Here is a 24,172-nt window from a genome sequence, read left to right on the forward strand (position 1 = left end):
CTTCTCGGGCCGCACGGCCCGATTTCCTCGCGACACGCCGTAACGTAGCTTGACGTGACCACCCTCGGAACCGGGGTTCTGCGCATCCGGAACTGGCTGCGCGACCATCCCCTCGCGCTGGACGGCGCCCTCGCCCTGGCCGTGTACGTGGCCATGGTGGTCGGATCGTTCGTCGACCCGGGCTCGCATCACGGGCCCACCTTCGGCACCCGCGCGCCCGCGGCCGGCAGCGTGCTCCTGATGGCGCTGGGGGCCCTCGCCCTGGTCTGGCGGCGCCGCCGGCCGATGGCCGTGCTCGGCGCCACCGGTGTGCTCGCCGTCGTCGAGCTGGTGACCGCCGATCCGCCGGCCCCCGTCGTGATGAGCACCGTCATCGCGCTCTACACCGTCGCCGCCCGCACCGACCGGCCGACGACCTGGCGGGTCGGGCTGCTCACCATGGGGGTGCTCACCGCGGCCGCGATGCTCTTCGGAGCGGCGCCCTGGTACAGCCAGGAGAACCTCGGGATCTTCGCCTGGACCGGGATGGCGGGCGCGGCCGGGGACGCGGTCCGCTCCAGGCGGGCGTTCGTCGACGCCATCAGGGAGCGCGCCGAACGGGCCGAGCGGACCCGCGAGGAGGAGGCCCGGCGCCGGGTCGCGGAGGAACGGCTGCGGATCGCCCGCGACCTGCACGACGTCGTCGCCCACCACATCGCCCTGGTCAACGTGCAGGCCGGAGTCGCCGCCCACGTCATGGACCGGCGCCCCGACCAGGCCAAGGAGGCGCTCGCCCATGTCCGCGAGGCCAGCCGCTCCGCGCTCAACGAACTGCGGATCACCGTGGGTCTGCTGCGCCAGTCCGGCGATCCGGCGGCGCCGACCGAACCCGCCCCCGGCCTCGCCGTACTCGACGCGCTCGTGGAGACCGTGCGGCGGGCCGGGCTGCCCGTAGAGGTGGCCTGCGCGGCGAAGGACGGCCCGCCGCTGCCCGCCGCCGTGGACCTGGCCGCGTACCGGGTGATCCAGGAGGCGCTGACCAACGTGGGCAAGCACGCGGGCCCGGGGGCGAAGGCCGAGATCAGCGTCGTACGGGTCGGGGCCACGGCCGAGGTCATGGTGCTGGACAACGGCCGCGGCACGAGCGCCGGCACGGGCGGCGACACCGTCCGCGGCGGCCACGGCCTCCTCGGCATGAGGGAGCGGGTCACCGCTCTGGGCGGCACCCTCACCGCCGGACCCCGTTACGGCGGCGGTTTCAGGGTCCATGCGATCCTGCCCCTCAAGGTCCGTGAGCGGGAGCCTGACCATCCGGGCGCGGCGGGCCGTACGGGGGAGAACGCATGACACCGGCCATCAGGGTCCTGCTCGTCGACGACCAGGCGCTGCTGCGCAGCGCGTTCCGGGTGCTGGTCGACTCGGAACCCGACATGCAGGTGGTCGGCGAGGCGGCGGACGGGGCACAGGCCGTGGACCTGGCCCGCTCGACGCGCGCCGACGTGGTGCTGATGGACATCCGGATGCCCGGCACGGACGGGCTCACCGCGACCCGGATGATCAGCGCCGACCCGGAACTCGCGGACGTACGCGTGGTCATGCTCACCACCTTCGAGGTGGACGAGTACGTGGTGCAGTCGCTGCGGGCCGGCGCCTCCGGCTTCCTCGGGAAAGGGGCGGAGCCGGAGGAGCTCCTCAACGCGATCCGGATCGCCGCGGGCGGCGAGGCGCTGCTGTCGCCCGCCGCGACCAAGGGCCTGATCGCCACGTTCCTCGCGCAGGGCGGCAGCGCGGTCGGGGACGGGCCGGGCGCCGCCGAGTACTCCGCGCGCCTGGAGGCCCTGACGGCCCGTGAGCGCGAGGTGCTGGTGCTGGTCGCGGGCGGGCTGTCCAACGACGAGATCGCCGAACGGCTGGTGGTCAGCCCGCTGACCGTCAAGACCCATGTGAACAGGGCGATGGCGAAGCTGGGGGCGCGGGACAGGGCCCAATTGGTGGTCATCGCGTACGAATCGGGCCTGGTCCGCCCTCGGGTGGAGTGAGGGTGCAGGCGCGGCGTACTCCAGCTGCGGTATGCGCGGGATAAGGAAAGCGACCTGCGACCGACGAATCCGTGCCGGAGCGTGGGCGATCGTATAGGTGGGCCGGGTCTGTCCCCGAGTCACCCGCCCACCTGCCGCGTAAGCCACAGAAGAGAGACCTAACCCATGTCCTGGCTGTCCAGATTCAGCCTCGCGCAAAGGGCCCTGATCGGGCTGATGTCGATCGTCGCGCTCGTCTTCGGAGCGATCGCGATCCCGCAGCTCAAGCAGCAGCTGCTGCCCACCATCGAACTCCCGATGGTGTCGGTGCTCGCCCCCTACCAGGGTGCGTCCCCCGATGTGGTCGAGAAGCAGGTGGTCGAACCGCTCGAGAATTCGATCAAGGCCGTCGACGGCGTCACCGGAATCACCTCCACCGCCAGCGAGGGCAACGCCGTCATCATGGCGACGTTCGACTTCGGCGACGAGGGCACCAAGCAGCTCGTCGCGGACATCCAGCAGGCGGTGAACCGCTCCCGCGCCCAGCTGCCCGAGGACGTGGACCCGCAGGTCATCGCCGGATCGACCGACGACATCCCGACCGTCGTCCTCGCCGTGACCTCCGACAAGGACCAGCAGGCGCTGGCCGACCAGCTGGACCGCACCGTCGTCCCCGCCCTGGAGGACATCGACGGCGTCGGCCAGGTCGCCGTCGACGGTGTGCAGGACCTCCAGATCTCCATCACGCCCGACGACGCGAAGCTCGCGGCGGCCGGACTGAACGCCGGCTCGCTCGCCCAGGCACTCCAGGCCGGCGGCGCGACCGTTCCGGCGGGTTCCTTCTCCGAGTCGGGCAAGAGCCGCACCGTCCAGGTCGGCGGCGCCTTCACCACCCTGCAGCAGATCGAGGACCTGCGGGTCACCGGGCAGAACCCGGCGGGCAAGCCCGGCAAGCCGGTCCGGGTCGGTGACATCGCGACGGTGAAGCAGGAACCCTCCACCGCGGTCTCCCTCACGCGGACGAACGGCAAGCCGAGCCTCGCCGTCATGGCGACGATGGACAAGGACGGCAGCGCCGTCGCCATCTCCGACGCCGTCAAGGACAAGCTCCCCGGCCTGCGCAAGGACCTCGGCGCCGGCGCCGAGCTGACCGTCGTGTCCGACCAGGGCCCGGCCGTCTCCAAGGCGATCTCCGGCCTGACCACCGAGGGCGCGCTCGGCCTGCTCTTCGCGGTCATCGTGATCCTGGTCTTCCTGGCCTCGCTGCGCTCGACCCTGGTCACTGCGGTCTCCATCCCGCTCTCGGTGGTCCTCGCGCTGATCGTGCTCTGGACCCGCGACCTGTCGCTCAACATGCTCACCCTGGGCGCGCTGACCATCGCGATCGGCCGCGTCGTCGACGACTCGATCGTCGTCCTGGAGAACATCAAGCGGCACCTCGGCTACGGCGAGGAGCGCCAGTCCGCGATCATCACCGCGGTGAAGGAAGTGGCCGGCGCGGTCACCGCCTCGACCCTCACCACGGTCGCCGTCTTCCTTCCCATCGGTCTGGTCGGCGGCATGGTCGGCCAGCTCTTCGGCTCGTTCTCGCTCACCGTCACCGCGGCCCTGCTGGCCTCCCTGCTGGTCTCGCTGACCGTGGTCCCCGTCCTGTCGTACTGGTTCCTGCGCGCCCCCAAGGGCAGCGCCGAGGACCCGGACAAGGCCCGCCGCGAGGCAGAGGAGAAGGAAGCCCGCAGCAGGCTCCAGAAGCTGTACGTCTCGGTGCTGCGCTTCGCCACCCGGCGCCGCGTCACCAGCGTCGTCATCGCCGTCGCCGTGCTGTTCGGCACCTTCGGCATGGTCCCGCTGCTGAAGACCAACTTCTTCGACCAGGGCGAGCAGGAAGTCCTGTCGATCAAGCAGGAGCTCACCCCGGGCACCAGCCTGGCGGCCGCCGACGAGGCGGCCCAGAAGGTCGAGAAGGTCCTCGCCGACGACAAGGGCGTCAAGGACTACCAGGTCACCGTCGGTTCGTCCGGCTTCATGGCGGCCTTCGGCGGCGGCACGGGAGCCAACCAGGCCTCCTACCAGGTCACCCTGAAGGACTCCGGGGACTACGAGGCCGCTCAGGACCGCATCGACGAGGCCCTCGGCAAGCTCGACGGCATCGGTGACACCACCATCGCCGCGGGCGACGGCTTCGGCAGCCAGGACCTGAGTGTCGTGGTCAAGGCCGCCGACGCGGACACCCTGAAGAAGGCCTCCGAAGAGGTGCGTACCGAGGTCGCGAAGATCAAGGACGTCACCGACGTCCAGAGCGACCTGGCACAGAGCATCCCGCGGATCTCGGTCACGGCCAACGCCAAGGCCGCCGACGCGGGCTTCAGCCAGGCCACGCTGGGCGCTGCCGTCGCCGGCGCGGTGCGCGGCACCCCGTCGGGCAAGGCGATCATGGACGACACCGAGCGCGACGTCGTCATCAAGTCCGCCCACCCGGCCACCACGATGGAGGAGTTGAAGAACCTCCCGCTCGGCCCGGTCAAGCTGGGCTCGATCGCCGACGTGAAGCTGGTCCCCGGACCGGTCTCCATGACCCGGATCGACGGCCAGCGCGCCGCGACCATCACCGCCAAGCCCATCGGCGACAACACCGGCGCGGTCGGTACCGACCTCCAGTCCAAGATCAAGGCACTGGACCTCCCGGACGGCGCCACCGCCACCATCGGCGGCGTCACCGAGGACCAGGACGACGCCTTCGTGAAGCTGGGTCTGGCCATGCTGGCGGCGATCGCGATCGTCTTCATGCTGCTGGTCGCCACCTTCCGCTCGCTCATCCAGCCCCTGATCCTGCTGGTCTCCATCCCGTTCGCGGCGACCGGCGCCATCGGTCTGCTGCTCATCACGGGCACCCCGATGGGCGTCGCGGCGATGATCGGCATGCTGATGCTCATCGGCATCGTGGTGACGAACGCGATCGTGCTGATCGACCTGATCAACCAGTACCGGGCGCAGGGCCAGGGCGTCATCGAGGCGGTCGTCGAGGGTGGCCGCCACCGTCTGCGCCCGATCCTGATGACGGCGCTGGCGACGATCTTCGCCCTTCTCCCGATGGCGCTCGGCGTCACCGGCGAGGGCGGGTTCATCTCGCAGCCGCTGGCCGTCGTGGTCATCGGCGGCCTGGTCACCTCGACGCTGCTGACGCTGCTCCTGGTACCCACGCTGTACACGATGGTGGAGCTCTTCAAGGAGCGCCGCGCGAAGAAGAAGGCCGCGAAGCGGGCCAGGAAGGCCGGCGTCCCGGCCCCGGCCGCCTCGGAGGAGACCACCACCTCCTCCGAGGAGCCGGAGCCTGCCAAGGCCTGACCGGTCACGCGGGAAGGCCCCGGCACCCTCGATCCGAGGGTGCCGGGGCCTTCCCGCGTGCGGGTACGTCTACGGCAGCGCCAGCATCCGCTCCAGCGCGAGCTTGGCGTACTTCTCCGTCTCCGGGTCGACCTCGATCCGGTTGACCAGGTTCCCCTCGGCCAGCGACTCCAGCGTCCACACCAGGTGCGGCAGGTCGATCCGGTTCATCGTCGAGCAGAAGCAGACCGTCTTGTCGAGGAAGACGATCTCCTTGTCCTCCGCGGCGAACCGGTTGGCCAGGCGGCGTACCAGGTTCAGCTCGGTGCCGATCGCCCACTTCGAGCCGGCCGGGGCCGCCTCCAGCGCCTTGATGATGTACTCCGTCGAGCCGACGTAGTCCGCGGCCGCGACGACCTCGTGCTTGCACTCCGGGTGCACCAGCACGTTGACGCCCGGTATGCGCGCCCGCACGTCGTTGACGGACTCCACCGAGAAGCGCCCGTGCACCGAGCAGTGCCCGCGCCACAGGATCATCTTCGCGTTGCGCAGCTCCTCGGCGGTGAGCCCGCCGTTCGGCTTGTGCGGGTTGTAGAGGACGCAGTCCTCCAGCGTCATCCCCATGTCCCGTACGGCCGTGTTGCGGCCCAGGTGCTGGTCGGGCAGGAACAGGACCTTCTCGCCCTGCTCGAAGGCCCACTCCAGGGCGCGCTTCGCGTTCGACGACGTGCAGATCGTGCCGCCGTGGCGGCCGGTGAAGGCCTTGATGTCCGCGGAGGAGTTCATGTACGAGACGGGCACGACCTGCTCGGCGACGCCGGCCTCGGTCAGTACGTCCCAGCACTCGGCGACCTGCTCGGCGGTGGCCATGTCGGCCATCGAACAGCCCGCGGCCAGGTCCGGCAGCACGACCTTCTGGTCGTCGGTGGTCAGGATGTCCGCGGACTCCGCCATGAAGTGCACACCGCAGAAGACGATGTACTCGGCCTCCGGGCGGGCCGCGGCGTCCCGGGCGAGCTTGAACGAGTCGCCGGTCACATCCGCGAACTGGATGACCTCGTCGCGCTGGTAGTGGTGCCCGAGGACGAAGACCTTCTCGCCCAGCTTCTCCTTGGCCGCGCGGGCGCGCTCCACCAGGTCCGGGTCGGACGGGGAGGGCAGGTCGCCGGGGCATTCGACGCCGCGCTCGCTCCTGGGGTCCGCGTCGCGGCCGAGCAGGAGCAGGGCGAGGGGCGTCGGCTGGACATCGAGTTCCTGGACGGGGTGGGCCGTGGTCACGTCACGCACCCTTTCTTCTCTGCGGGGGAAGCCTTTTCGTCTAATTGACGCTATCTATCATAACTGCTTCACGTCACTTTGACGATGCCGATAGCGTCGATGTGACGCATCCGCTCGCCCGGGCGGTGTGCGAGCATGAATGGAACAGGCAAACGCTCGGCCCGGAATGAATCCGCGGCCTCGACGGTTGCAACGTCGGCAAGCAGTCTCCGTACAACCCGGGAGAGAAGCAGATGTCCGTATCGGACGAGACCACCACCGTGAGCGACGGCATCCTCCTGTCCGACGCCGCCGCAGCCAAGGTCAAGGGCCTGCTGGAGCAGGAAGGCCGCGATGATCTGGCACTGCGCGTCGCCGTCCAGCCCGGCGGCTGCTCGGGCCTGCGTTACCAGCTCTTCTTCGACGAGCGTTCGCTGGACGGCGATGTCGTGAAGGACTTCGACGGCGTCAAGGTCGTCACCGACCGGATGAGCGCCCCGTACCTGGGCGGCGCCTCCGTCGACTTCGTCGACACGATCGAGAAGCAGGGCTTCACGATCGACAACCCGAACGCCACGGGTTCCTGCGCCTGCGGCGACTCCTTCAGCTAGGACTCGTCCAGCCAGGCGAAAGCGCGCTACGGTACGGCGGCGGCCCCGGGATTCCGATCCCGGGGCCGCCGCCGTCGTCGTGCGCGTGCGGGTGTCAGCCGCGCGGCACCACGGTGCCCGAGGCCGCGTCGACCACGTTCCGCTCACCCAGCGGCTGGTCCAGCGTGACCGTACGGGTCAGCTCCTTGGCGATCATGATGCAGACCTTGCCCTTCTCCGGCTTCGTCTCCGTCACGGACACCCGCACCGTCGACCCGTCCTCGCTCGCGCTCGCCGTGTACGTGCTGCAGGCGCCGCCCCAGAACGTCACCGAGAGCGTCCGCCCGTCGGCGTCGTACGACAGGACCGAGCGCCCCGACTCCTTCGTCCCGTCGCCGCCCGGTGTCTTCTCCGCGGGGGCGTCCTTCGTCAGGTACGCCGGATCCACCGCGACCTGGGTGACGGTGTCGCCCGTACCGCCGGCGCCCGGCCGGACCGTGAAGATCCAGGACGGGACGAGCAGCTGCTTCCCGTCCACGTACCGGGCCGCCAGACCGAAGGCGGCCTTGTCGACCGTCACCGTCGTCGTGGACGGTTCCGCGCCGGTCCGCGTGCCGCAGCTCATGGCGGACGGCTTCTCGCCGTTGCCCAGCGGTGCGGGAGTGGCGCAGTCGCCGGTCCTGGGCCCGCTCGGCGGCTGCGCGGCGTTCAGCTGCTTCAGTGCCTCGGCCGCGCCGATCACCGGGTAGTCGGCGCCCTTCTCCAGGCCCTTCAACTGCCCGCTTCCGCCGACCACTTCACCCTCGGGGCCGACCTGGACGCCGGTCGCCCAGCCGCTTGTCGGCAGTCCGCCCACCACCGGGTCGGCGTTCACCACCCGGACCGATCCCATCAACTGGCGGGCGTCCAGGGCGGCGTCGTCCTGGCCGACCGCCTTCAGTACCGGCACCGCGGCGGCCTTCGCGGCCTGCTCGCTCACCGGGTTCCCCGATCCGCCCGGACCCACGTGCTTGCTCGAACAGACCGTCTGGCTCTCGCAGTTGTCCGTGCCGCCGGAACCGTACCGGGCGAACGTCCAGGTACCGGGCGCCTGCTTGGCCACCCGCAGCAGCGGCCCCGAGCCGTCCCCGTCCGAGCCCACCTTCCAGGACGTCCCCTCGGTCCGCGGTGTGCCCCGCACGCCCAGCGCCTCGGCCAGCCGGGCCACCTCGGACGCCGAAACGGTGCCGCTCGCGCGCTGGACCGCCGCCTTGTCCGGCCCGTCCGGCAGGGCGCCGGACGCGCGGTAGACCAGCCGGCCGCCATGCGGATCGGGCTCACCCGGCGCGATGCCCTCCGGCGGGGCCGAGGGCCGGGGGGAGGGCGCGGCCGGTCCGCCCGACCGCTCGTCCAGGGAGAGCGGCGGGGGAGTGGCGCCGGAACCGTCCGCGGCGCTGTACTCGCCGCCGCCGTGGCCGTCCGCCGCCATGGCCCAGTACGCGCCGCCGCCGCCGGCCAGCAGGACGGCCGCCGCCACCGAGGCCACGGCGAGGGGAGACCGCCGCCGTGGGCGGGTCACATCGTTGTCGGGTCGCTCGGTGCTCACCGGTTCGCTCCTTCGCCGTCGTACGCCAGGACCCCGCGGGGCCCGTCCCGTTGGTACGGAACACCGGTGGGACGGGGCGCGGGCGCACACGGTTCCCTCATGGGGCAGCCGGTGCGGCGAGGAGCCCGGTGACTCAGTCGCCGTACTCCGCCGTCGCGTCGATCAGCCGGGCCGAGGCGGGCGGCACGTTCACGCCGTGAATCAGGGAGGGTGCCACAGGGGTGGGAACGGCCCTCACGGGTACCACCCAGTGCGGAGCCATCCGTGCGCAGTCTCCGCGCAGCTCGGCCAGAGTGGTCTCGGACTCGCGCGGGGCGATGTTGTTCGACATATCGGCACCGTAGGCACCCCTCGGCTCAGGAGGAAAGCCCTACTATCGGGTAGTTTCTACCCTTCGCCTGATTGCCGGAAACGGGTAGCGTGGGATGGCTCGGAAGTCGGGCGGTGGGTGAAGGTGCGTGACGCCGCCCCCCGATTCCCGGGTCACCCCCTCTGTCACGCCGTCCCGGGAACGCAGACACCGTTCCCCTCGACCTCCGCAGGAGCAGTCTCCCCGTGCGTATCGCAGTCACCGGCTCCATCGCCACCGACCACCTCATGACCTTCCCCGGCCGATTCGCCGACCAGCTGGTCGCCGATCAGCTGCACACGGTCTCGCTCTCCTTCCTGGTCGACAACCTGGACGTGCGCCGGGGAGGTGTCGCCGCCAACATCTGCTTCGGCATGGGTCTGCTCGGCACCCGTCCGGTCCTGGTCGGCGCCGCGGGCTCCGACTTCGACGAGTACCGGGCCTGGCTCGACCGCCACGGCGTCGACACCGGCTCGGTGCGGATCTCCGAGGTCCTGCACACCGCCCGCTTCGTCTGCACGACGGACGCCGACCACAACCAGATCGGCTCCTTCTACACGGGTGCCATGAGTGAGGCCCGTCTGATCGAGCTGAAGGCCGTCGCCGACCGCGTGGGCGGCCTCGACCTCGTCTCCATCGGCGCCGACGACCCCGAGGGAATGCTCCGCCACACCGAGGAGTGCCGCTCGCGCGGCATCCCGTTCGCCGCGGACTTCTCGCAGCAGATCGCGCGGATGGACGGCGACGAGATCCGCATCCTGCTCGACGGCGCCACGTACCTCTTCTCCAACGAGTACGAGAAGGGCCTCATCGAGTCCAAGACCGGCTGGACCGACGCCGAGATCCTCGCCAGGGTCGGCCACCGGGTCACCACGCTCGGCGCCCAGGGCGTACGGATCGAGCGTGTCGGCGAGGAGCCGATCGAGGTCGGCTGCCCGGAGGAGAACGTCAAGGCCGACCCGACCGGCGTCGGCGACGCCTTCCGCGCCGGATTCCTCTCCGGTCTCGCCTGGGGCGTCGGCCTGGAGCGCGCCGCCCAGGTCGGCTGCATGCTCGCCACCCTGGTCATCGAGACGGTCGGCACCCAGGAGTACACCCTGCACCGCACCCACTTCATGGACCGCTTCACCAAGGCGTACGGACACGAGGCCGCCGCCGAGGTGCGCACCCACCTCGCGTAACCGGCCTCAGGACAGCCGGCGGACCACATAGGCCGAGCCCCGGTCCGCCGGCTCCTCACCCACGTACTCCTGCTCCCGCATCGCACACCAGGCCGGGATGTCGAGGCGCGCCGCCTCGTCGTCGGACAGCACCGTCACCGTCCCGCCCACCGGTACCTCTCCGATCACCTTTGCGAGCTCGATCACCGGAATCGGGCAGCGCCTCCCGAGCGCGTCGACGACCAGCGAGGCCGCCGGGGCGGGGGAGGGAGCGGTCGCGGTCGGGGCGCCCAGCTTCTCCCGTACGCCGGCCACGGCCGGAGGCAGCGCCTCCAGGAAGCGGTCGACGTCCTCCTCGGACGTGCCCGCCGGCAGCGACACCCGGACATTGCCCTCCGAGAGCACCCCCATCGCCCTGAGCACATGGCTCGGCGTCAGCGTGCTGCTCGTGCAGGACGAACCGGACGACACGGAGAAGCCGGACCGGTCCAGCTCATGGAGCAGGGTCTCCCCGTCGGCATAGAGACAGGAGAAGGTGACCAGATGCGGCAGCCGCCGCACCGGATCGCCGACCACCTCCACATCGGGCACCAGCACCGGGACCCGGGCCCGGATCCGGTCGACCAGCGCCCGCAGCCGCGCCGACTCCGCGGCCGCCTCCGCCCGGACCGCCCGCAGGGACGCCGCCGCGGCCACGATCGCCGGAATGTCCTCGAAGCCGGCGGCCCGCCCCGACTCCCGCTCGTCGGCAGGGCCCTGGACCGCGAACCGCACACCCTTGCGCACCGCGAGGAGACCGACACCGGCCGGCCCGCCCCACTTGTGGGCACTCGCCGTCAGCAGCGACCAGCCGGCCGGCACCGGCCCCCACCCGAGCGACTGGGCGGCATCCACCAACAGCGGCACGCCCGCGGCCCGGCAGGCCTCGGCCACCTCGCCCACCGGCTGCTCGGTGCCCACCTCGTGGTTGGCGGACTGCAGGCAGGCCAGCGCGGTGTCCTCGCGCAGCACGCTCGCGTACGCCTGTGCGCGCACCGCACCCGTCACGTCCACCGGCACCTCGGTGACCGATCCGCCGCCGCTCTCGTGCGTGGCGGCCGAGTGGAGTACCGACGAGTGTTCGACGGCCGACACCACCAGATGGCGGCCGACACGCCGACGCCCCGCGAGGGCTCCGGAAATTCCGGAATGGACCGCGCGCGTGCCCGACGAGGTGAACGTCAGCTCGTCGGGACGGCAGCCGACGGCCTCCGCGGCCGCCTCCCTGGCCGCGTCCAGCAGCAGCCGGGCGCGCCGCCCCTCGCGGTACAGGCGGGCCGGGTCGGCCCAGCCCTCGTCCAGTGCGGCAAGCAGCGCCTGACGGGCGACGGGGTGGAGGGGGGCGGCGGACGCGGCGTCGAAGTAGGGCACCCGGCCACGCTAGCCGGGTCCCGGCCGCCACCCGGGACCCGGTCGGCCCCGACGACGGGGAGAGGGGGCGTCAGATGGCGGCCGGAGCCCTGCATTCCACCCCTTCGGGGAGTCGGGCGGCGCGTTGGGCACCCTCCCCGCGCGACCCCAAATAGCGTCCAGTAGGGTTTGGTCCGCATAAACATCCAAACCCCTGCCCGCGTCAGGGCCGGCGACCGACCAGCGAGACGGGCGCGCCGACCGTGCGGGCGAGACTCTCGGGAAGGCGCTACGTGAGTCCCAACGGCTCCGACCGCTTGTCGCGGCGCCCGATGCGGCGGAAGCTGCCGCAGGTGCTGACTGCGGGCCTGGTCCTGGCGACGGCCTCCGGTTGTTCATACAACTGGGAGGATTTCCCCCGCCTCGGTATGCCCACCCCGGTAACGGAAGAGGCTCCTCGGATCCTTTCCCTCTGGCAGGGCTCGTGGGCGGCAGCGCTCGCCACGGGCGTCCTTGTCTGGGGACTGATCATCTGGAGCGTCATCTTCCACCGGCGTAGCCGGACCAAGGTGGAGGTACCTCCGCAGACCAGGTACAACATGCCCATCGAGGCGCTGTACACCGTGGTCCCTCTGATCATCGTCTCGGTGTTGTTCTACTTCACCGCACGCGATGAATCGAAGCTCCTCGAGCTCTCCCCGAAGCCCGCCCACACCATCAACGTGGTCGGCTACCAGTGGAGCTGGGGCTTCAACTACATCGAGAACGTGGACGGCGAGTCCGCCACGGGCAACGAGGTCCCCAAGGAGCTCGACGCCATCCCGGACAGGTTCGTCAAGCAGTTCCCCAAGGGCGCGGACGGTGTCTACGACGCCGGTATCCCGGGAGACCGGAACCCGCAGAACGGCAACCCCGGCCCGACCCTGTGGCTGCCCAAGGGTGAGAAGGTCCGCTTCATCCTGACTTCGCGTGACGTCATCCACTCCTTCTGGGTGGTGCCGTTCCTCATGAAGCAGGACGTCATTCCGGGCCACACCAACGCCTTCGAGGTGACTCCGAACATGGAGGGCACCTTCATGGGCAAGTGCGCCGAGCTCTGCGGCGTCGACCACTCCCGGATGCTCTTCAACGTCAAGGTCGTCTCCCCGGAGCGCTATCAGGCGCACCTCAAGGAGCTCGCGAAGAAGGGCCAGACGGGCTACTTGCCGGCCGGCATCGAGCAGACCGACCCGGCCAGGAATGCGGAGACGAACAAACTGTGAGCATCCTCAATGAACCTCAGGGTGCCGCGGCAGCAGACGACTCGTACGAGGACGAGCTGCCGGTCCGGCGCAAGCAGCCGGGAAACGTCGTCATCAAGTGGCTGACCACCACTGACCACAAGACGATCGGCACGATGTACCTGGTCACGTCGTTCGCGTTCTTCTGCATCGGCGGACTGATGGCGCTCTTCATGCGCGCCGAGCTGGCCCGTCCGGGCACGCAGATCATGTCGAACGAGCAGTTCAACCAGGCGTTCACGATGCACGGCACGATCATGCTGCTGATGTTCGCGACGCCGCTGTTCGCCGGATTCGCGAACTGGATCATGCCGCTGCAGATCGGCGCGCCCGACGTGGCGTTCCCGCGGCTGAACATGTTCGCGTACTGGCTGTACCTCTTCGGCTCGATCCTCGCGGTGGCCGGCTTCCTCACCCCTCAGGGTGCGGCCGACTTCGGCTGGTTCGCCTACTCCCCGCTGTCGGACGCGGTCCGTTCGCCGGGTGTCGGCGCCGATATGTGGATCATGGGTCTGGCCTTCTCCGGCTTCGGCACGATCCTCGGCTCGGTCAACTTCATCACCACGATCATCTGCATGCGCGCGCCCGGCATGACGATGTTCCGTATGCCGATCTTCGTCTGGAACGTCCTGCTGACCGGTGTGCTGGTCCTGCTGGCCTTCCCGGTGCTGGCGGCGGCGCTCTTCGCGCTGGAGGCGGACCGGAAATTCGGTGCGCATATCTTCGACGCGTCCAACGGCGGCGCATTGCTCTGGCAACACCTCTTCTGGTTCTTCGGCCATCCAGAGGTGTACATCATCGCTTTGCCCTTCTTCGGGATCATTTCGGAAGTGATCCCGGTGTTCAGCCGCAAGCCGATGTTCGGTTACATCGGCCTCGTGGCCGCGACGATCTCCATCGCCGGCCTCTCCGTGACGGTGTGGGCGCACCACATGTACGTCACCGGAGGCGTGCTCCTGCCGTTCTTCTCCTTCATGACGTTCCTCATCGCGGTGCCCACCGGGGTGAAGTTCTTCAACTGGATCGGCACGATGTGGAAGGGCTCGCTGTCCTTCGAGACACCGATGCTCTGGGCGATCGGCTTCCTGATCACCTTCACCTTCGGTGGTCTGACCGGTGTCATCCTGGCCTCGCCGCCGATGGACTTCCACGTCTCGGACTCGTACTTCGTGGTCGCGCACTTCCACTACGTCGTCTTCGGCACCGTGGTGTTCGCGATGTTCTCCGGATTCCACTTCTGGTGGCCGAAGTTCACCGGCAAGATGCTGGACGAGCGGCTCGGCAAGATCACCTTCTGGACGCTGTTCATCGGCTTCCACGGCACGTTCCTGGTCCAGCACTGGCTGGGTGCGGAAGGCATGCCGCGTCGTTACGCGGACTACCTGGCCGCGGACGGTTTCACCGCGCTGAACACGATCTCGACGATCTCCTCGTTCCTGCTCGGGCTGTCGATCCTGCCGTTCTTCTACAACGTGTGGAAGACCGCCAAGTACGGCAAGAAGATCGAGGTCGACGACCCGTGGGGCTACGGCCGTTCGCTGGAGTGGGCGACCTCCTGCCCGCCGCCGCGGCACAACTTCCTCACGCTGCCCCGGATCCGTTCCGAATCCCCGGCGTTCGACCTGCACCACCCGGAGATCGCGGCGCTCGAACAACTTGAGCACCACTCCGAGGGTGACAAGGCCCTCGCCGGCGGCAAGGAGGCGGGCAAGTGAAGGTCCAGGGCAAGATGTTCCTCGGTCTGGCGCTGTTCATCCTCGTCATGGCCATCACCTACGGCGTGTGGTCCAAGGAGCCGGTCGGCACCACCGCCCTCGTCCTGGCCTTCGGCCTGAGCGTCATGATCGGCTTCTACCTGGCCTTCACGGCCCGGCGGGTCGACGCGCTGGCGCAGGACAACAAGGAAGCCGATGTGGCGGACGAGGCCGGCGACGTGGGGTTCTTCTCCCCGCACAGCTGGCAGCCGCTCTCCCTGGCGATCGGCGGCGCTCTCGCCTTCATGGGAGTCGTCTTCGGCTGGTGGCTGCTCTACTTCTCGGCCCCGATGCTCCTGATCGGTCTGTTCGGCTGGGTCTTCGAGTACTACCGCGGTGAGAACCGCACCCAGTGACACCGCTCCACCCGTGACACACCGCTCCACCTGACGGGGGGCCCGCACTTCCACGAGAAGTGCGGGCCCCCCGTTTGCAGTCACCCGGCGCGCTGAAACGGATGAATCTTCTTAGCGTGGGTTCATGAACCACACGCCGCGTATCCGTCCCGTCATCAGCTGCGCTCTGCTGGCCGCGACCCTGGTCGCGGGGGCGGCAGCCTGTGGGGAGTCCGACGACCATCCGCTCTCGGCCCAGCCGTTCGACGCGGCCGACGAGATCTCCTCCAACACGCCCGACGGCGGCAAGAAGGTCGATCCGGACAAGCCCCTCGAAGTCACCGTCGACAGTGACGACGGCCGCATCACCGATGTGACGGCCGTGGACGCCGAAGGACGTCATCTGGCGGGCGAACTCGAAGCCGACGGACACCGCTGGCACTCCACGGCCCCGCTCGCCGCGGGGACCCGCTACACCGTCAAGGTCGGCATGGAGGACGACGACGGAGCCCCAGGCAGCCGTACGCTCTCCTTCGAGACCGCGGCGGCCCAGAAGTTCCTGAAGGTCACCTTCGGCCCGCAGGCGGGCACCTATGGCGTCGGACAGCCCGTCACAGCGGTACTCAGTGCCCCGGTCGCCGACAAAGCCGCCCGTGCCACCGTGGAACGCGCCCTGAAGGTGCGCTCCACGCCCGCCGTGACCGGCTCCTGGTACTGGGTCGACGACAAGACGCTCCACTACCGGCCGCGGGACTACTGGCCGGCGAAGGCCACCATCGAGGTCAGCAGCAATCTCACGGGCATCAAGGTGACCAACGCGCTGTACGGCGCTCCCGCGAAAGCGTTGAAGATCACTACCGGCGACCGCATCGAGGCCATCACCGACGCCTCGGAGCACTCCATGACGGTCAAGCGCAACGGCGAAGTGATCAACACCATCCCGGTGACCACCGGCAAGCCCGGCTTCTCCACCCGCAACGGCGTCAAGGTCGTGCTGGGCAAGGAGTACTACGTACGTATGCGCGGGGAGTCCATCGGCATCGCCGAGGGCTCAGAGGACTCCTACGACCTGCCGGTCTACTACGCGACACGGGTCACCTGGAGCGGCGAGTATGTCCACGCGGCCCCGTGGTCCACCGGATCACAGGGGTCCGCGAACGTCAGCCACGGCTGCACCGGCATGAGCACCAGCGAGGCCGAGTGGTTCTTCAACACCGTCCGCGAGGGTGACATCGTCACCGTCGTCGGCAGCGAGGGCGAGACCATGACGCCGTTCGACAACGGCTACGGCGACTGGAACCTGTCCTGGGCCAAGTGGCAGAAGGGCAGCGCCCTGAGCAACGACGCCACGCCCGACCGTGTCGACACGGTCCGGGCGGCGCGGCTGCGCCCCGGAGTCTGACCTCCGGAGTGAGCCGCGCCCCGGAGCGACGGCGTAGGCGCGGGGCCTCAGGCCCCCACGGACAGCCTGCTGCGCAGCAGGGCGGCCAGGGCGTCCGCGAACTCGACCGGCTCGACCGGAAGGGTCACCGCGGCGTCCGCGCGGCTCCAGGTGGCCAGCCAGGCGTCCTGGGGGCGGCCCATCAGGAGCAGCACCGGCGGGCAGCGGAAGATCTCGTCCTTGATCTGCCGGCAGACGCCCATGCCGCCCACGGGGGCCGTCTCGCCGTCCAACACGCAGACGTCGACGCCTCCGTGGTCCAGCGCGTCCAGGACGGCGGGCAGGGTGGCGCACTCCAGGAACTCGACCTGCGGCACGTCCGCCGCGGGCCTGCGCCCGGCCGCCAGCCTCACCTGCTCACGGGTGTGTGCGTTGTCGCTGTAGACCAGGACCGTGGCGGTCGGCTGCATTGTTCCTCCGTGACGTCTGTGTCTTCGGGGCATGGGGGACCGATGCGCGGATCGTACTCCGCCCGACAGGCTGTCAGCACCGGTCCGGGCAGCGGATCCATGGGCCGTTCGGGGAGGACACACCCCTCTGACACACCGAACGGCACCCCCCGGAGTGAGGGCGGGATAAGCGACCGACATAATGTCGGTCGTGGCGACAGCAACGACAGTAGAAACCGGGCACGCGCACCCGTCGGTCAATCGGCCGAACCTCACCAGCGTCGGAACCATCATCTGGTTGAGTTCCGAGCTGATGTTCTTCGCGGCCCTCTTCGCGATGTACTTCACCCTGCGATCGGTGACCGGAGCGGAACACTGGAAGGAAATGGCGTCAGCCCTGAACTTCCCGTTCTCGGCGACGAACACCACGATCCTGGTGCTCTCCTCACTCACCTGCCAGCTCGGCGTCTTCGCCGCGGAGCGGGGCGATGTGAAGAAGCTCCGTGCCTGGTTCGTGATCACCTTCGTGATGGGTTCGATCTTCATCGGAGGCCAGGTCTTCGAGTACACCGAGCTGGTGAAGAAGGACGGCCTCTCGCTGTCCTCGGACCCGTACGGCTCGGTGTTCTACCTGACCACCGGCTTCCACGGTCTGCACGTGACAGGCGGTCTCATCGCCTTCCTGCTCGTTCTGGGCAGGACATACGCAGCCAAGAGGTTCACCCATGAGCAGGCGACCGCAGCCATCGTCGTGTCCTATTACTGGCACTTCGTCGATGTCGTGTGGATCGGCCTGTTCGCCACGATCTACATGATCAAGTAACCGGGCTCGTACCCGATCCATCATCGACGCAGAAGATCCTGACACCGGGGTAATCCGTGAAAAAGCTCTCCGCACGACGACGCCATCCGTTGGCGGCGGTCGTCGTACTACTCCTCGCGCTTGCGGCTACTGGGGGGCTGTACGCCGCGTTTGCGCCCGCGAGTAAGGCGCAGGCCGACGAAACCGCCCAGTCCCTCGCCATCGACGAGGGCAAGAAGCTGTACTCCGTCGGTTGCGCCAGCTGCCACGGAACCGGCGGTCAGGGCACCACCGACGGGCCCCAGCTTGTCGGCGTGGGCTCCGCCGCCGTGGACTTCCAGGTCGGTACCGGGCGTATGCCGGCGCAGCAGCCGGGCGCCCAGGTGCCGAAGAAGAAGGTCATCTACACCCAGGCCGAGATCGATCAGCTCGCGGCGTACGTCGCGTCGCTCGGCGCCGGCCCGATCGTCCCCACCAAGAGCCAGGTCAGCCCTGAGGGTGCGGACATCGCCAAGGGTGGCGACCTGTTCCGCACCAACTGCGCCCAGTGCCACAACTTCACCGGTCAGGGCGGCGCCCTGACGAACGGCAAGTACGCCCCGAACCTCGAGGGCACGAGCCCGAAGCACATCTACGAGGCCATGCAGACCGGCCCGCAGAGCATGCCGTCCTTCCCTGACTCGACGATGCCCGAGCAGCAGAAGAAGGACATCATCGCGTACGTCCAGACCGTGAACGGTGCTCAGGCCGAGAGCCCGGGCGGCCTGAGCCTGGGCGGCCTCGGTCCGGTCAGCGAAGGTCTGTTCGGCTGGATCTTCGGGCTCGGCGCACTGATCGCAGTTGCCATCTGGGTCGCGGCCCACACCGCTAAGGCCAAGAAGTCATGAGTAGCCAAGAGATTCCAGAAGAGAACCTGCCCGCAGAGCAGGACGCCGCGCACGGCGCGGTAGAGGGTGCCGGCGATCCGTTCGCCGACCCGGGGCTGCCGGCCCACAAGCCGCGCATCCAGGACATCGACGAACGGGCCGCCAACCGGTCCGAGCGCGCGGTCGCGTTCATGTTCACGCTGTCCATGCTGGCGACGGTCGGCTTCATCGCCTCCTACGTCATCTTCCCGGTCGACAAGATCGTCTACATCTTCCCGTTCGGTCATGTGAGCGCGCTCAACTTCTCCCTGGGTCTGACCCTGGGCGTGGCGCTCTTCGCGATCGGCGCGGGCGCCGTCCACTGGGCGCGCACCCTGATGTCGGACGTGGAGGTCGCGGACGAGCGTCATGCGATCGCGGCCGAGCCCGAGGTCAAGGCGAAGGTTCTCGCCGACTTCGCGGCAGGCGCCGAGGAGTCCGCGTTCGGCCGGCGCAAGCTGATCCGTAACACCATGTTCGGCGCGCTGGCCCTGGTGCCGCTCGCCGGTGTGGTGCTGCTGCGCGACCTCGGTCCGCTGCCGGAGAAGAAGCTCCGCTCGACGCTGTGGGCCAAGGGCAAGCAGCTCGTCAACATGAACACGATGGAGCCGCTGCGTCCCGAGGACGTCGTCGTCGGTTCACTGACCTTCGCCATGCCCGAGGGCCTGGAGGAGGACGCGCACGACTTCCAGAAGCAGATCGCCAAGGCCGCACTGATGATCGTCCGCATCGAGCCGGACAACATCAAGGACAAGCGCGAGCGCGAGTGGGCCCACGAGGGAATCGTGGCCTTCTCCAAGATCTGCACCCACGTGGGCTGCCCGATCAGCCTGTACGAGCAGCAGACGCACCACGTGCTCTGCCCGTGCCACCAGTCCACCTTCGACCTCTCCGACGGCGCCCGCGTCATCTTCGGTCCGGCCGGTCACGCTCTTCCGCAGTTGCGGATCGGCGTGAACAGCGAGGGCAACCTCGAGGCGCTCGGTGACTTCGAAGAGCCCGTCGGTCCTGCATTCTGGGAGCGCGGATGAGTACTGCGACCGATACGAAGCGCAAGGCGCCCGCCGGTGAGAAGGTTGCCGACTGGGCGGACGGCCGGCTCGGGATCTACTCCCTGGCCAAGGCCAACATGCGCAAGATCTTCCCGGACCACTGGTCCTTCATGCTCGGTGAGATCTGCCTCTACAGCTTCATCATCATCATCCTCACGGGTGTGTACCTGACGCTGTTCTTCCACCCGAGCATGAACGAGGTCGTGTACCACGGCCCGTACGAGCCCATGCAGGGCATCCGGATGTCCGAGGCCTACGCCTCGACCCTGAACATCAGCTTCGACGTCCGTGGCGGTCTGCTGGTCCGGCAGATCCACCACTGGGCCGCGCTGATCTTCCTGGCCGGCATGTTCGTGCACATGATGCGCGTCTTCTTCACGGGCGCGTTCCGCAAGCCCCGTGAGATCAACTGGCTGTTCGGCTTCCTGCTGTTCGTCCTGGGCATGTTCACCGGTTTCACCGGCTACTCGCTCCCGGACGACCTGCTCTCCGGCACCGGTGTCCGCTTCATGGAGGGCGCGATCCTGTCCGTACCGATCGTCGGTACGTACCTGTCGATGTTCCTCTTCGGCGGGGAGTTCCCGGGCGGTGACTTCGTCGCCAGGTTCTACTCGGTGCACATCCTGCTGCTGCCGGGCATCATGCTCGGGCTGCTGGTGGCCCACCTGATCCTGGTCTTCTACCACAAGCACACGCAGTTCGCGGGTCCCGGCCGGACGAACAAGAACGTCGTCGGCATGCCGCTGCTGCCGGTGTACATGGCGAAGGCGGGCGGGTTCTTCTTCCTCGTCTTCGGTGTCATCGCGATCATCGCGGGCATCGCCTCGATCAACCCCATCTGGGCCATCGGGCCCTACCGCCCGGACCAGGTGTCCACCGGCGCCCAGCCCGACTGGTACATGGGCTTCTCCGAGGGCCTGATCCGTGTCATGCCGGGCTGGGAGATCAACCTCTGGGGCCACACGCTGGTCCTGGGCGTGTTCGTCCCGCTGGTGATCTTCCCGCTGGTCCTGGCCGCGATCGCGGTCTACCCGTTCATCGAGTCCTGGGTCACCGGGGACAAGCGCGAGCACCACATCCTGGACCGTCCGCGCAACGTGCCGACCCGTACCGCCTTCGGCGTCGCGTGGATCACCTGGTACATGGTGCTGCTCATGGGTGGTGGAAACGACCTCTGGGCCACGCACTTCCACCTGTCGATCAACTCGATCACCTGGTTCGTGCGGATCGCGTTCTTCGTCGCTCCGGTCATCGCGTTCGTCATCACCAAGCGGATCTGTCTCGGCCTTCAGCGCCGGGACAAGGAGAAGGTGCTGCACGGGCGCGAGTCCGGCCTCATCAAGCGCCTGCCGCACGGTGAGTTCGTCGAGGTCCACGAGCCGCTGGCACCCGCTCAGCTGCACACACTCACCGCGCACGAGCAGTACGAGCCGGTCGAGATCGGCCCGACGGTCGACGAGAACGGTGTCAAGCGCAAGGTGTCCCTGGTGCACAAGCTGCGCGCCAGGCTCAGCAAGGGCTACTACGGCGAGAACAACCAGATCGCCAAGCCCACCGCCGAGGAGTACAAGGAGATCACCAGCGGCCACGGCCACCACTGATCACCTGAACTGATCGCCACAGCAGGAGCCCCGTCCATTCGATGGACGGGGCTCTTCGCTGTCCGTGGCGCTCGATAGGGTGGACCCATCCCCTTATCGGCTGTGGACCCCAGGAGCGGACCATGAACGTTGTGACCCCGGCAGGCGGCGACAGCGTGGCGGCTCGTTCCTGGCCCGGCGTGCTGACCCCCCTGCTGCGCGGCCAGGACCTGACCGAGGACGACACCGCCTGGGCGATGGACCGCATCATGAGCGGCGAGGCGACCGATGTGCAGATCGCCGGCTTCGCGGTGGCGCTGCGCGCCAAGGGCGAGACCGTCACGGAGGTCTCCGGTCTGGTCCGGGCGATGTACGAGCACGCCACGACCATCCATGTACCGGGCCGCACGGTCGACATCGTGGGCACCGGCGGGGACATGGCCAAGACGGTCAACATCTCCACCATGTCGGCGATCGTCGTGGCGGGTACCGGCGCCAAGGTCGTCAAGCACGGTAACCGCGCCTCGTCGTCCGCCAGCGGTTCCTCCGACGTCCTGGGCAAGCTCGGCGTCAACCTGGACCTGCCCCCGCAGCGCGTCGTCGAGGTCGCCGAGGAAGCGGGCATCACGTTCTGCTTCGCCGTCAAGTTCCACCCCGCCCTGCGGTACGCGGCGAAGGCCCGGGCGGAGCTCGGCGCGCCGACCACGTTCAACATCCTCGGGCCGCTCACCAACCCGGCCAAGGTGCGCGCGCAGGCCATCGGCGTCGCCGACCTGCGCATGGCGCCCATCGTCGCGGGCGTCCTCGCCGAACGCGGCAACTCCTCCCTGGTCTTCCGGGGCGACGACGGTCTGGACGAGCTGACCACCACCGCGACCTCCCGCGTCTGGATCGCCAGGAACGGCACGGTGCGCGAGGAGGCCTTCGACCCGCGCGACGTCGGCCTGGACCTGGTCCCGGTGGACGCCCTGCGCGGCGCCGACGCCTCGTACAACGCGGATGTGGCCCGCCGGCTGCTCGCCGGCGAGACGGGCCCCGTACGGGACGCGGTCCTGCTCAACTCGGCGGCGGCGCTCGTCGCGCTGGACCCGGGCGAGGGCACGCTCGCCGAGCAGCTCACCGCGGGAATCGCGAAGGCCGCCGAGTCCATCGACTCGGGCGCGGCCGGCCGGGCGCTGGAGAGATGGATCGTGGCCAGCAACGCCTGAGAGGGCTCGGGGCACGGATGTGAGGCAGGGCGCAGTCCAGATCATGGACTGCGCCTTGCGCGTTCGCGTACGTATGGCAAGATGCTGCGCAGGTCATGAGTGACAGCGACTACGGCCCCGGCCCGCTGTCCGGCAACCCTCCGTCCGTGGCGGGGTGCCCCGGGTGAAGACCAGGCCGCAGGCAGCGAGGTCTGCGGCAAGCGCGGACCCCTCGACATCGTGAGATGTCCACCCGTGGGGTCCTGGTCCTCAGGGAGCCTCTTGTGAGCAAGCGAATGCGATAGGGCTTTCGGCCCTCCTCCGCACACCCTTCTTTCTTCCTCCGTGCTGCCGCGTATCCGCAGGCACGCGGAATTCGCCTGCCTGTTACGGGAGTTCGTCATGTCTGTCCTCACTGCTGCCACCGACCAGTCGATTTGTGCCCCGCTGCCGGTTCTGGGCAAGGATGTGACGGTTCCGCTGGTCACCGGCGGCGAGGTCACCTACGCCGCACTGGACTACGCGGCCAGCGCTCCGGCCCTCCAGCGGGTGTGGGACGACGTGGCCGCCTACGCGCCGTACTACGGCAGCGTCCACCGCGGCGCCGGCTACCTCTCGCAGCTGTCCACGGACCTCTTCGAGTCCAGCCGCGTCACGGTCGCGGAGTTCCTCGGCTGCCGCGCCGGCGACCAGGTGGTCTTCACCCGGTCCACCACCGACTCGCTCAACCTGCTCGCCGCGGCCCTGCCCGCCGACTGCCAGGTGTTCGTCTTCGAGACCGAGCACCACGCCTCGCTGCTGCCCTGGCGCGACGCCCGGGTGACGTACCTGAACGCCCCGCGCACCCCGGACCAGGCCGTCGAGACCCTGGAGCGCGCGCTCGCCGGCCGCGACCCCTACGGGCCCGCGCTGGTCTGTGTCACCGGCGCCTCCAACGTGACCGGTGAGCTGTGGCCGGTCAAGGAGCTCGCCGCCGCCGCGCACGCCCACGGCGCCCGGATCGTGCTCGACGCCGCCCAGCTCGCCCCGCACCACCCCGTCGACATCGCCGAGCTGGACGTCGACTGGGTCGCCTTCTCCGGTCACAAGCTGTACGCGCCGTTCGGCTCGGGCGTCCTCGCCGGCCGCTCCGACTGGCTGACCGCCGCCGAGCCCTACCTGGCCGGCGGAGGCGCCTCCCGCCAGGTCGCCCGGCGGGCCGACGGCGGGGTGGACGTCGAATGGCACACCACCGCCGCACGCCACGAGGCCGGTTCCCCCAACGTCATCGGTGTCTACTCCATCGCCTCCGCCTGCAAGGCCCTCACCGAGGCCGGGTTCGACAGCCTGGTCGCCCGGGAGCAGCGCCTCGTCACCGAGGTCCGTGCCGGACTCGCCGAGGTCCCCGAGGTCAAGGTGCTCTCGCTGTTCGGTGACGACGCCCCGCGGGTCGGCGTCATCTCCTTCGTGGTGGAGGGCTGGAACAGCTCGCACTTCGCCGCCGCGCTCTCCGCCGAGTACGGCATCGGGGTGCGTGACGGACTGTTCTGCGCCCACCCCCTGGTACGCACCCTGCTCGGCAGCGACCCGCAGGACGTCGGGGAGTGCGGCGCGCCGGAGGCCGAGCCGGGCCAGAAGTCCCTCAACGCGATCCGGGTCAGCTTCGGAGCCGGTACGCCGGACGAGCACGTCGAGCGCTTCCTGCGGGCGGTCAAGGAGCTCGTGAGCGAGGGCGCCCAGTGGAAGTACCGCACCGAGGACGGCCGTTGCGTCCCGGACCGGGGCACCGCCACCCAGGTCTGAGGCACCCTGCGCAT

General features: G+C 69.2%; 20 protein-coding genes and 1 riboswitch. Of the genes, 15 read left to right on the top strand and 5 right to left on the bottom strand.

Translation table 11 applies throughout. The features are described 5' to 3' along the window. Positions 1–54: 54 nt before the first annotated feature. The 3 genes from EAO72_RS14325 (at position 55) to EAO72_RS14335 (ending at position 5,342) form a co-directional block, all read left to right on the top strand. Entirely contained in the window at positions 55–1,326 is a 1,272-nt protein-coding gene (locus tag EAO72_RS14325) for a sensor histidine kinase (RefSeq protein WP_148017671.1), read from the top strand. Beyond that, entirely contained in the window at positions 1,323–2,018 is a 696-nt protein-coding gene (locus EAO72_RS14330; RefSeq protein WP_148017672.1) for a response regulator, read from the top strand. The genes EAO72_RS14325 and EAO72_RS14330 overlap by 4 nt, the downstream gene beginning before the upstream one ends. A gap of 165 nt (positions 2,019–2,183) precedes the next feature. Next, on the top strand, positions 2,184–5,342 hold the full coding sequence (locus tag EAO72_RS14335) for an efflux RND transporter permease subunit (RefSeq protein WP_148017673.1): 3,159 nt from the start codon (positions 2,184–2,186) through the stop codon (positions 5,340–5,342). A 69-nt stretch (positions 5,343–5,411) separates the two neighbouring features. Here the strand turns inward: EAO72_RS14335 and nadA are convergent, their stop codons facing one another. Continuing rightward, the gene (gene nadA, locus EAO72_RS14340; protein WP_148017674.1) at positions 5,412–6,608 is read right to left on the bottom strand and encodes a quinolinate synthase NadA; all 1,197 of its coding nucleotides are present in this window, start codon (positions 6,606–6,608) and stop codon (positions 5,412–5,414) included. A gap of 224 nt (positions 6,609–6,832) precedes the next feature. Between nadA and EAO72_RS14350 the strand changes: the two genes are divergently transcribed. Further along, positions 6,833–7,189, top strand: coding sequence for a HesB/IscA family protein (locus EAO72_RS14350; protein ID WP_030970782.1), 357 nt, complete (start codon positions 6,833–6,835; stop codon positions 7,187–7,189). Positions 7,190–7,283: 94 nt separating this feature from the next. Here the strand turns inward: EAO72_RS14350 and EAO72_RS14355 are convergent, their stop codons facing one another. Together EAO72_RS14355 and EAO72_RS14360 are read right to left on the bottom strand one after the other, a co-directional pair. Continuing rightward, a complete protein-coding gene (locus EAO72_RS14355; RefSeq protein ID WP_148017676.1) occupies positions 7,284–8,753 on the bottom strand; it encodes a hypothetical protein in 1,470 nt (489 codons plus the stop codon). Positions 8,754–8,886: 133 nt separating this feature from the next. Beyond that, positions 8,887–9,084: a hypothetical protein gene (locus EAO72_RS14360; RefSeq protein ID WP_148017677.1), complete on the bottom strand. Its 198-nt coding sequence runs from the start codon at positions 9,082–9,084 to the stop codon at positions 8,887–8,889. A 224-nt stretch (positions 9,085–9,308) separates the two neighbouring features. Between EAO72_RS14360 and EAO72_RS14365 the strand changes: the two genes are divergently transcribed. Further along, a complete protein-coding gene (locus EAO72_RS14365) occupies positions 9,309–10,283 on the top strand; it encodes a carbohydrate kinase family protein (RefSeq protein WP_148017678.1) in 975 nt (324 codons plus the stop codon). Positions 10,284–10,289: 6 nt separating this feature from the next. Here the strand turns inward: EAO72_RS14365 and EAO72_RS14370 are convergent, their stop codons facing one another. Next, positions 10,290–11,672 (bottom strand): cysteine desulfurase/sulfurtransferase TusA family protein, encoded by a 1,383-nt coding sequence (locus tag EAO72_RS14370; protein ID WP_148017679.1) that lies wholly within the window; start codon positions 11,670–11,672, stop codon positions 10,290–10,292. Positions 11,673–11,944: 272 nt separating this feature from the next. Here EAO72_RS14370 and ctaC point away from each other — a divergent pair, with 272 nt between their 5' ends. The 4 genes from ctaC (at position 11,945) to EAO72_RS14390 (ending at position 16,422) form a co-directional block, all read left to right on the top strand. Next, complete coding sequence (ctaC, locus tag EAO72_RS14375) at positions 11,945–12,913, top strand: aa3-type cytochrome oxidase subunit II (protein ID WP_148017680.1); 969 nt, start codon at positions 11,945–11,947, stop codon at positions 12,911–12,913. Beyond that, positions 12,910–14,646: an aa3-type cytochrome oxidase subunit I gene (gene ctaD / locus EAO72_RS14380; protein ID WP_148017681.1), complete on the top strand. Its 1,737-nt coding sequence runs from the start codon at positions 12,910–12,912 to the stop codon at positions 14,644–14,646. Before ctaC ends, ctaD begins: the two co-directional genes overlap by 4 nt. Further along, a complete protein-coding gene (locus EAO72_RS14385) occupies positions 14,643–15,041 on the top strand; it encodes a cytochrome c oxidase subunit 4 (protein WP_148017682.1) in 399 nt (132 codons plus the stop codon). The genes ctaD and EAO72_RS14385 overlap by 4 nt, the downstream gene beginning before the upstream one ends. Before the next feature lie 124 nt (positions 15,042–15,165). Further along, a complete protein-coding gene (locus tag EAO72_RS14390) occupies positions 15,166–16,422 on the top strand; it encodes a L,D-transpeptidase (RefSeq protein WP_148017683.1) in 1,257 nt (418 codons plus the stop codon). A gap of 47 nt (positions 16,423–16,469) precedes the next feature. On the opposite strand, the gene EAO72_RS14395 is transcribed toward EAO72_RS14390, so the two are convergent. After that, positions 16,470–16,871 (bottom strand): response regulator transcription factor, encoded by a 402-nt coding sequence (locus EAO72_RS14395; protein WP_148017684.1) that lies wholly within the window; start codon positions 16,869–16,871, stop codon positions 16,470–16,472. Between the two features lie 181 nt (positions 16,872–17,052). Between EAO72_RS14395 and ctaE the strand changes: the two genes are divergently transcribed. The 6 genes from ctaE to EAO72_RS14425 all read left to right on the top strand — a co-directional run bounded on the left by ctaE (position 17,053) and on the right by EAO72_RS14425 (position 24,158). After that, positions 17,053–17,673, top strand: a complete 621-nt coding sequence (gene ctaE / locus EAO72_RS14400) for an aa3-type cytochrome oxidase subunit III (RefSeq protein ID WP_148017685.1) — start codon at positions 17,053–17,055, stop codon at positions 17,671–17,673. A 56-nt stretch (positions 17,674–17,729) separates the two neighbouring features. Beyond that, a complete protein-coding gene (gene qcrC, locus EAO72_RS14405; RefSeq protein ID WP_148017686.1) occupies positions 17,730–18,539 on the top strand; it encodes a cytochrome bc1 complex diheme cytochrome c subunit in 810 nt (269 codons plus the stop codon). Further along, the gene (qcrA, locus tag EAO72_RS14410) at positions 18,536–19,588 is read left to right on the top strand and encodes a cytochrome bc1 complex Rieske iron-sulfur subunit (protein ID WP_148017687.1); all 1,053 of its coding nucleotides are present in this window, start codon (positions 18,536–18,538) and stop codon (positions 19,586–19,588) included. Before qcrC ends, qcrA begins: the two co-directional genes overlap by 4 nt. Then, positions 19,585–21,210, top strand: a complete 1,626-nt coding sequence (gene qcrB / locus EAO72_RS14415) for a cytochrome bc1 complex cytochrome b subunit (protein WP_148017688.1) — start codon at positions 19,585–19,587, stop codon at positions 21,208–21,210. Before qcrA ends, qcrB begins: the two co-directional genes overlap by 4 nt. Positions 21,211–21,332: 122 nt before the next feature. After that, a complete protein-coding gene (trpD, locus tag EAO72_RS14420; RefSeq protein WP_148017689.1) occupies positions 21,333–22,397 on the top strand; it encodes an anthranilate phosphoribosyltransferase in 1,065 nt (354 codons plus the stop codon). Positions 22,398–22,488: 91 nt separating this feature from the next. Further along, a riboswitch (SAM riboswitch) is annotated at positions 22,489–22,606 on the top strand. 172 nt (positions 22,607–22,778) lie between these two features. Continuing rightward, positions 22,779–24,158 carry an aminotransferase class V-fold PLP-dependent enzyme gene (locus EAO72_RS14425; RefSeq protein ID WP_148017690.1) on the top strand — a complete coding sequence of 460 codons (1,380 nt, stop codon included), beginning with the start codon at positions 22,779–22,781 and terminating at the stop codon, positions 24,156–24,158. Positions 24,159–24,172 lie beyond the last annotated feature (14 nt).

It is taken from the genome of Streptomyces sp. OR43, assembly GCF_008042275.1.
In the GTDB taxonomy this organism is placed as follows: domain Bacteria; phylum Actinomycetota; class Actinomycetes; order Streptomycetales; family Streptomycetaceae; genus Streptomyces.

Coding starts and splice junctions, on each gene's coding strand:
- EAO72_RS14330 (WP_148017672.1), top strand. CDS start 1,323: ATGACACCGGCCATCAGGGTCCTGCTCGTCGACGACCAGGCGCTGCTG.
- EAO72_RS14335 (WP_148017673.1), top strand. CDS start 2,184: ATGTCCTGGCTGTCCAGATTCAGCCTCGCGCAAAGGGCCCTGATCGGG.
- EAO72_RS14350 (WP_030970782.1), top strand. CDS start 6,833: ATGTCCGTATCGGACGAGACCACCACCGTGAGCGACGGCATCCTCCTG.
- EAO72_RS14360 (WP_148017677.1), bottom strand. CDS start 9,084: ATGTCGAACAACATCGCCCCGCGCGAGTCCGAGACCACTCTGGCCGAG.
- EAO72_RS14390 (WP_148017683.1), top strand. CDS start 15,166: ATGAACCACACGCCGCGTATCCGTCCCGTCATCAGCTGCGCTCTGCTG.
- EAO72_RS14395 (WP_148017684.1), bottom strand. CDS start 16,871: ATGCAGCCGACCGCCACGGTCCTGGTCTACAGCGACAACGCACACACC.
- ctaE (WP_148017685.1), top strand. CDS start 17,053: ATGTCGGTCGTGGCGACAGCAACGACAGTAGAAACCGGGCACGCGCAC.
- qcrA (WP_148017687.1), top strand. CDS start 18,536: ATGAGTAGCCAAGAGATTCCAGAAGAGAACCTGCCCGCAGAGCAGGAC.
- qcrB (WP_148017688.1), top strand. CDS start 19,585: ATGAGTACTGCGACCGATACGAAGCGCAAGGCGCCCGCCGGTGAGAAG.
- trpD (WP_148017689.1), top strand. CDS start 21,333: ATGAACGTTGTGACCCCGGCAGGCGGCGACAGCGTGGCGGCTCGTTCC.
- EAO72_RS14425 (WP_148017690.1), top strand. CDS start 22,779: ATGTCTGTCCTCACTGCTGCCACCGACCAGTCGATTTGTGCCCCGCTG.